The sequence below is a fragment of the Amphibacillus indicireducens genome, from assembly GCF_039539605.1.
In the GTDB taxonomy this organism is placed as follows: Bacteria; Bacillota; Bacilli; order Bacillales; family Amphibacillaceae; genus Amphibacillus; species Amphibacillus indicireducens.
Genome location: NZ_BAABDL010000061.1, coordinates 1 through 6711, shown reverse-complemented (window position 1 = coordinate 6711; position 6711 = coordinate 1). Strand labels below are relative to the sequence as shown.

6 protein-coding genes and 1 pseudogene are annotated in these 6711 nt (G+C 35.8%); 4 read left to right on the top strand and 3 right to left on the bottom strand.

Going from position 1 to position 6711, the window contains the following annotated elements; genetic code table 11:
- The first annotated feature begins 198 nt into the window (after positions 1-198).
- Positions 199-1215, top strand: coding sequence for an alcohol dehydrogenase AdhP (gene adhP / locus ABD814_RS05880; RefSeq protein WP_425549059.1), 1017 nt, complete (start codon positions 199-201; stop codon positions 1213-1215).
- 444 nt (positions 1216-1659) lie between these two features.
- Here the strand turns inward: adhP and melA are convergent, their stop codons facing one another.
- The gene (gene melA, locus ABD814_RS05875; protein ID WP_344911277.1) at positions 1660-2958 is read right to left on the bottom strand and encodes an alpha-glucosidase/alpha-galactosidase; all 1299 of its coding nucleotides are present in this window, start codon (positions 2956-2958) and stop codon (positions 1660-1662) included.
- A gap of 96 nt (positions 2959-3054) precedes the next feature.
- A complete protein-coding gene (locus ABD814_RS05870) occupies positions 3055-3924 on the bottom strand; it encodes an AraC family transcriptional regulator (RefSeq protein ID WP_344911276.1) in 870 nt (289 codons plus the stop codon).
- Positions 3925-4201: 277 nt separating this feature from the next.
- On the opposite strand from ABD814_RS05870, the gene ABD814_RS05865 reads away from it, so the two are divergent.
- The 3 genes from ABD814_RS05865 (at position 4202) to ABD814_RS05855 (ending at position 5507) form a co-directional block, all read left to right on the top strand.
- Positions 4202-4543, top strand: coding sequence for a DUF4234 domain-containing protein (locus ABD814_RS05865; protein WP_344911274.1), 342 nt, complete (start codon positions 4202-4204; stop codon positions 4541-4543).
- A gap of 103 nt (positions 4544-4646) precedes the next feature.
- On the top strand, positions 4647-5036 hold the full coding sequence (locus ABD814_RS05860; protein WP_344911272.1) for a DUF2752 domain-containing protein: 390 nt from the start codon (positions 4647-4649) through the stop codon (positions 5034-5036).
- A 36-nt stretch (positions 5037-5072) separates the two neighbouring features.
- Positions 5073-5507, top strand: a complete 435-nt coding sequence (locus ABD814_RS05855; protein ID WP_344911270.1) for a hypothetical protein — start codon at positions 5073-5075, stop codon at positions 5505-5507.
- 49 nt (positions 5508-5556) lie between these two features.
- Here ABD814_RS05855 and ABD814_RS05850 read toward each other — a convergent pair.
- Positions 5557-6343 (bottom strand): annotated as a pseudogene (locus tag ABD814_RS05850) (SDR family oxidoreductase).
- Between the last annotated feature and the right edge of the window lie 368 nt (positions 6344-6711).

The window sequence follows — 6711 nt, the reverse complement described above, 5'->3', positions numbered from 1 at the left end:
GATCAAAAAACATATTGTATTTTGAATTCATCCTCCAATTCAGTATCTTTTCATAGAACTTTTTACACTACCGAATTGTGTTTGTTTAGTCACTTATACAATATCAAAGATCGGGCTCCTTTTCACTTAATTAGTGAAAGATCGATTGTGTATTTTTAATTGATTTAACGCAGTTTCTTAGTGGCTTATGGTCGGGCTGTGAATAATCTAGGATCAAATTCAAAAGAAAAATTAGTTGAAATTAAAGATGTTGAATTAAGACCAATTGAACAAGGTGAAGCATTAGTAGATGTCGAATTTTGTGGTGTTTGCCATACGGATTTACACGTTGCAAAAGGCGATTTTGGAGCTGTTCCTGGCCGTATTCCTGGACATGAAGGTGTTGGTATCGTTAGAGAAATTGCTGACGATGTGACAAGCCTAAAAGTAGGTGACCGCGTTAGTATTGCCTGGTTCTTTGAAGGTTGTGGCAATTGTGATTACTGTTTAACAGGTCGAGAAACGTATTGTCGCCAAGCAAAAAATGCTGGTTTCTCAGTTGATGGAGCAATGGCAGAGCAATGTATCGTTAGTGCTGACTATGCTGTCAAAGTGCCTGAGGGATTAGATGCGAAGCAAGCAACGAGTATAACGTGTGCTGGTGTAACAACTTATAAAGCGATTAAGGAAGCAAAAATAGAGCCAGGTCAATGGATTGTTGTATATGGTGTTGGTGGTCTTGGAAACCTCGCAATCCAATATGCGAAAAAAGTATTTAACTTTAAAGTTATTGCCGTTGACATTAATGATGATAAATTAGCTTTAGCAAAAGAATCTGGAGCCGATTTAATCTTTAATTCTACTGAACAAGATCCTGCCGAATGGATTCAAAATGAAGTAGGTGGGGCACACGCTGCAGTTGTTACGGCTGTATCAAAGGTAGCTTTCAGACAAGCAGTTGATTCTGTCCGTCCAACGGCTCGTGTTGTGAATGTAGGACTTCCGCCTGAGACGATGGATCTAGATATTATTAAATCCGTTCTAGATGGAATCCAAGTTGTTGGATCACTTGTCGGAACAAGAAAAGATCTTGAAGAAGCGTTTATGTTTGGCGCAGAAGGATTGGTTGTTCCTGTTGTCCAGGCTCGTCGACTTGATGAAATTAATGAGATTTTTGAAGAGATGGAAAACGGCACAATTAATGGACGTATGGTATTAGATATGGCAATGAAGTAATCTCTTAATAAAAAAGAAGCAGGCTGGCTAAATCACTGCTTCTTTTTACATTTTTAGGAAATCATAAAATTCGTTAGTTGTGGATGACTTTGTGTTTGTCAGCTATCTAAGGATCTTAATCAGTAACGTCAATGATTTGTCGTTAATCATTGGATATCAAGACAATTTTAAGTTAGATACCTGATGATTAGCTCCTATTTGTTAGACATCATCCTGATTTAGAGGGCGGTCTCTGATGAATAGCTCTTATTCGTTAACCCTATGACGAATTTCCGATGAGACAGGGTACGATTAAGCGCTATTCGTTACCCCTATGACCAATTTCCGATGAGACAGGGTACGATTAAACGCTATTCGTTACCCCTATGACGATTTTCTGACGAAACAGGGCACGATTAGCTCTATTCGTTACATCTCTGACAATTTTTTATTAGTTTTTTAAGCTTAATCATATTGTGGGAGCCAGTCACCGTGTGCTTCAATTAAATCATCACAGAGGGCAATAATGTCATCCATTGATAGTTCAGCTGCTGTATGTGGATCAAGTAAAGCAGCTTGATAGATTTTTGCTTTCTTTTCTGAATAGGACGCTTCAATCGTTAAGAGTTGAGTGTTAATATTCGTCCGATTTAGTGCGGCTAATTGTTCTGGCAGCTCACCAACATATGTTGGTTGAATACCACTTGCATCAACTAAACACGGCACTTCTACGACAGCCTTTTCTGGAAGATTAGCAATTAAACCACCAGTGTTGAGCACGTTTCCACCAATTTTAATCGGCTGATCTGTTTCCATTGCTTCAATAATATATGAACCATATTCATTTGTCCGACTATGTGTCAACTCTTGATTATCGACTATATCAGCGCGCATTTGCTTCCATCCTTCGATCTGGGCAACACAACGTCTCGGGTATTCATCAAGTGGAATGTTCAACTGGTCAATTAATTCAGGATAATTTTTCTTAATAAAATAAGGATGGTATTCAGCATTATGCTCAGATGATTCTGTTACGTAATAGCCGAACTTATCCATTAGCTCAAAACGAACCATGTCATGATGCTTGTCTTTTTGCTTTTCTTTAGCCCGTCTTTTAATCTCAGGGTATAAATCTTCACCATTTCGTGTGATTTCTAGCAACCAAGCCATATGGTTGATCCCAGCTATGTGCCATTGAACATTATCTTTAGGCATGTCAAGAAAATCGAGCAAATGGTCTGCACAAATTTGAACGCTATGGCAAAGTCCAACTGTTTTAATCCCTTCTTGGAGCATCACGGACGTTAATACAGCCATTGGATTCGTATAATTTAAAAACCATGCATCTGGACAAACTTTCCGCATATCTTTGGCAAATTCACGCATCACAGGGATTGTTCTTAAGTTACGGAAAATGCCACCAATGCCTAATGTATCAGCAATCGTTTGACGTAAACCATATTTTTTAGGTACTTCAAAGTCAGTTATTGTACATGGATCATAGCCACCTACTTGAATCGCATTGATCACATACTTTGCGCCGCGTAATGCTTCTTTACGGTTCCGATAACTTTTGATTGTGACAGTTGAATTTAAATTTTTCTTTAAATGATTTAACATCAGCTCTGAATCATTTAATCGTTCTTCATCAATATCAAACAGGGCAAACTCAAAGTCCTGTAACGCATCAACTGTCATACAATCACCTAACACATTCTTTGCGAAAACAGTACTACCAGCACCTAGAAAAGTAATTTTGCTCATCTAAGTCATCTCCTTTTAATATGTTACTTCTATTTTTATCGAGATGCAGTTACTTTTCAAGCGTAAATAAAAACGAAAAGGGTAATATATTGCTCATTAATTAATGAACCAATGATTCACAGGTATTGATGAACGCTCCTGTCGATAAGCATTAGGTGACTTTCCTGTTTGTTTCTTAAAAACTTTAGCAAAATAGTTGCCATTTTGATAGCCTACTAGAGGAGCAATTTCTTTAATCGATTTAGTATCATTTAATAAGAGTTCGATTGCATTTTGGATTCGGATTGTTGTTAAATATTCAATTGGTGTCATCTTAATATGCTTTTTAAATTGACGGGTAAAATAGTACTTTGACAAATTTGATTTTTTGACACAGTCATCAAGACTGATATCTTCGTAGTAATTGTCATTAATATAGGTCATCACATCTTCAATTGACTTAGGCAATGCTTGTTGAATGTTGGATTGATCAGAAAGGCTTTCTGATAATGCCATTAAAAACTGATAAGCCAATCCAGAAGCTTGAAAGCTATTGTTTAATTGATTATGTTCTATCTGAGTCAGAATCGCATAAATCATTTGTATAACAGGGGCTTGCTCGGCATAATTTAAAATGTGACCATGCGCCTCTGTCAATGAATCATACAACTGCTTAACCGTGTCACCGAATAAAGTTAAGTAAATAAATTCCCAATGAGTTGAATTTTTAGGTAAATAGTAACAATGATCGCTTGGCACTTCAATCCAAAATGCTTGATTTTGTTTTAAGTGATAGGTTTTATCAGCAATTTGAATGGCACCAGCACCTTTTAATGTATATTGAAAAACAAAACAATGGCGTTCTGATCGACTATTCCCATCCCAACGGTAGTTTAAGTTGGTTTGTTGTTCATGGCCAATTGCATACAAGCCGACAGATTGCTCTTGGTGTTGTCCTTGTAATTGAAACCCATATGCTCGGTTCAAAAAAACCCCTCCTCGATGCTGATTTCACTCTTATTTTAAGATAAGTATTTAAGAATGTATAGTTTGGCTGAGAACGCATCTATTGTTTGGTTGTAAGTTTATTTTTCTAGCATATAATTTAAAGAAATGATTCGTCTCATACTTGCTTCATTATTTCCGATTGATTAGAATAATCAGATATTTACTCATAATTTGTTCACAATTATCAAAAAAGGTAGTGGCTAATTGTCGTTTTATGCTTATACTAGTAGTTGATAGAAATTAAAGGAAGATTATGATGGTAAAAAATCGTAATGTAGGGGTAGTCATTATTTTATCATTGATTACTTGTGGTATTTACAATATTTACTGGATGTACGCGATTACAGAAGAAATAAGTTATTTAAATGATGATCGCTCATTCAGAGGGGGTAAAGCTATTTTATTCTCAATTATTACATGTGGAATTTATACATTCTTTTGGTATTATACCGTTGGCTCTAAATTAATGATTGCTCAACAAAACCATAACAAGATGGTTAAAGATAATAGTATCATCTACTTAATCTTAGCTATTTTCGGTTTAGGAATTATCTCTAACGCGATCATTCAAAGTGATATGAACAACTTCGCGCAATAAGAAAAAACAAATTGACTATTGTTTTTCCAATCTAACATAAAAAATGTTAGAATGAATACAGTAGTCAATTTTTTATGAATTTTTTTGATAAAGGTTGGTTTAAATGAAACAGTTATGGACTCGAATCCAGATGAAAATTTATCTTGCATTCTTTTTAATTGGTAGTGGAATTTTATATTTAAAAGTACTATCACCAGCTCTGGGTATTTCAATTCCATGTATTTTTAGAAAAATTACCGGTTTATATTGTCCGGGATGTGGTATGACTAGAGCTAGCCTCGCTCTGCTTGACGGAGATATTTATCAATCATTTCGCTACAATATGTTAATCTTCATTATTATTCCCTTACTAATTTTGTTTTATGTTTTAGAAAAGAGGGGAAAAGAAAAATATAGCCAAGTGTTAATGTGGGGGATGCTCTCCATTACGGTTCTATTTGGTATCTTAAGAAATTTTGACGTCTTTAGTTGGTTAGCGCCAACCCTAATTTAGTGATTTGATCAAGTAAAACTAAAAGAGCGATAAGTGATGTACAAAAAATTACTGCTTTTTCTAATTTTACTCACAGGTGTACTGATAGGTTGTCAAACTGATGATGAAAGTATCGAATTGGATTATGAAGGAATCGGAACAAATTGGCGAGTTGACTTAGAGTATGAAGAAGAACAACTAAATAATGGCGAATACGAATTTGAATTTAATTTAGTCATCACGTATAACGATCAATTGGGTGAATCAATTGTAGCCGATCAAATGGGCTATCGTCTCGAGCTTGGCGATGTTGCTGTTTTTGAAAATATGGAAGTATACGATGAAACTATTGATGTTAGTGCTTTATACGTTGATGGAGAAGGTCTGAGTGAACATTCATTAACGAATGACGCACAAGTTTTGATAGTGATTAACTGGGATGATCAAGAAGAGTCATTCCCGCTAAATTTAGTTAGAACCGATGATGATTAAAAGAAAAGGATTCCAGCCACGGCTAGAGTCCTTTTCATTTGGATATTGATTAATATTTGTAAGATTGACCACCATCAATTGTAATAACTTGCGCGTTCACAAATTTAGCTTCATCTGATAGTAAGTAAGCAACAGCATGACCAAGTTCTTTAGGATCACCAAAACGCCTCATTGGGTTTGGTTGAACAAACTCTTTTCCAACTTCCTCCCAGTTATCGCCGCCCATTTGACGTAATGAACCTTCAACCATTGCTGTCATAAACGCTCCTGGAGCGATCGCATTAATGTTAATGTTAAACTGACCATATTCAATTGCAGAGTTACGTGTTAAACCAACAACACCGTGTTTACTTGCTGCATAACCTGATTGATTTCCAACTCCACGAATTCCACCAACTGATGCACAGTTTAAGATTGAGCCGAATCCTTGTTGTTTCATCACTTTTAAGACATAGTGCATTCCATAGAAAACACCATTTAAGTTAACGTCAAGTACCCACTTAAATTCATCTGCAGTATAATCTTCTGTTAAGTTTTGCTTACCTTCAACACCAGCATTATTAAAGAAGCCGTCGATTTTGTTGAATTTAGCAACTGTTTCATCTACATAATTTTTAACTTCTTCTTCTTTGGCAACGTTTGCTGTAATTAATAATGTTTCACAGTCTGGAGCAACCTCTAAAACTAAGTCATTCGTTTCTTTTAGTCCATCTTCATTCAAATCTACTAAAAGATAATTTTGCCCCTTCTTTAGCTAATTTTAATGCAGCCGCTTGACCTAATCCTGAACCTGCACCAGTAATAATAACAATTTTTTCATCAAACCTTTTAGTCATATGTAACGCCTCCTAATATTTAAAATTAGTTCTGTTTTAACAACTTACAAATAAAAATTGCATCAATCGATCAGTGCAACCTACTTTGTTCAGTTGTTCACATACTGTGATATCTTTTTCACAATCGAACGTCAATCAATTTACAAACATTTAATATTCAAAACTATAAATACTCAGTAGTGTTGCATAAACTTTTCTTTCCTATGTCAAGTCTTATTGATGTGATTTGAGATAACTGATATTGATCGATCAATTCACGACAACCGCTTCGGGAAAATATTTCGCTTACCGCGGCCGTGCCTCGGGCGCACAGGACGTGGGTCAGTTAGACGTCGCCACACGACGTGGCGATCTTAGTCTAACATTCC

What these genes read in the sequence shown, in the direction of transcription:
- ABD814_RS05855 (WP_344911270.1), top strand. Translation starts at nt 5,073, where the DNA reads ATGTACAAAAAATTACTGCTTTTTCTAATTTTACTCACAGGTGTACTG.
- ABD814_RS05865 (WP_344911274.1), top strand. Translation starts at nt 4,202, where the DNA reads ATGGTAAAAAATCGTAATGTAGGGGTAGTCATTATTTTATCATTGATT.
- ABD814_RS05860 (WP_344911272.1), top strand. Translation starts at nt 4,647, where the DNA reads ATGAAACAGTTATGGACTCGAATCCAGATGAAAATTTATCTTGCATTC.
- melA (WP_344911277.1), bottom strand. Translation starts at nt 2,958, where the DNA reads ATGAGCAAAATTACTTTTCTAGGTGCTGGTAGTACTGTTTTCGCAAAG.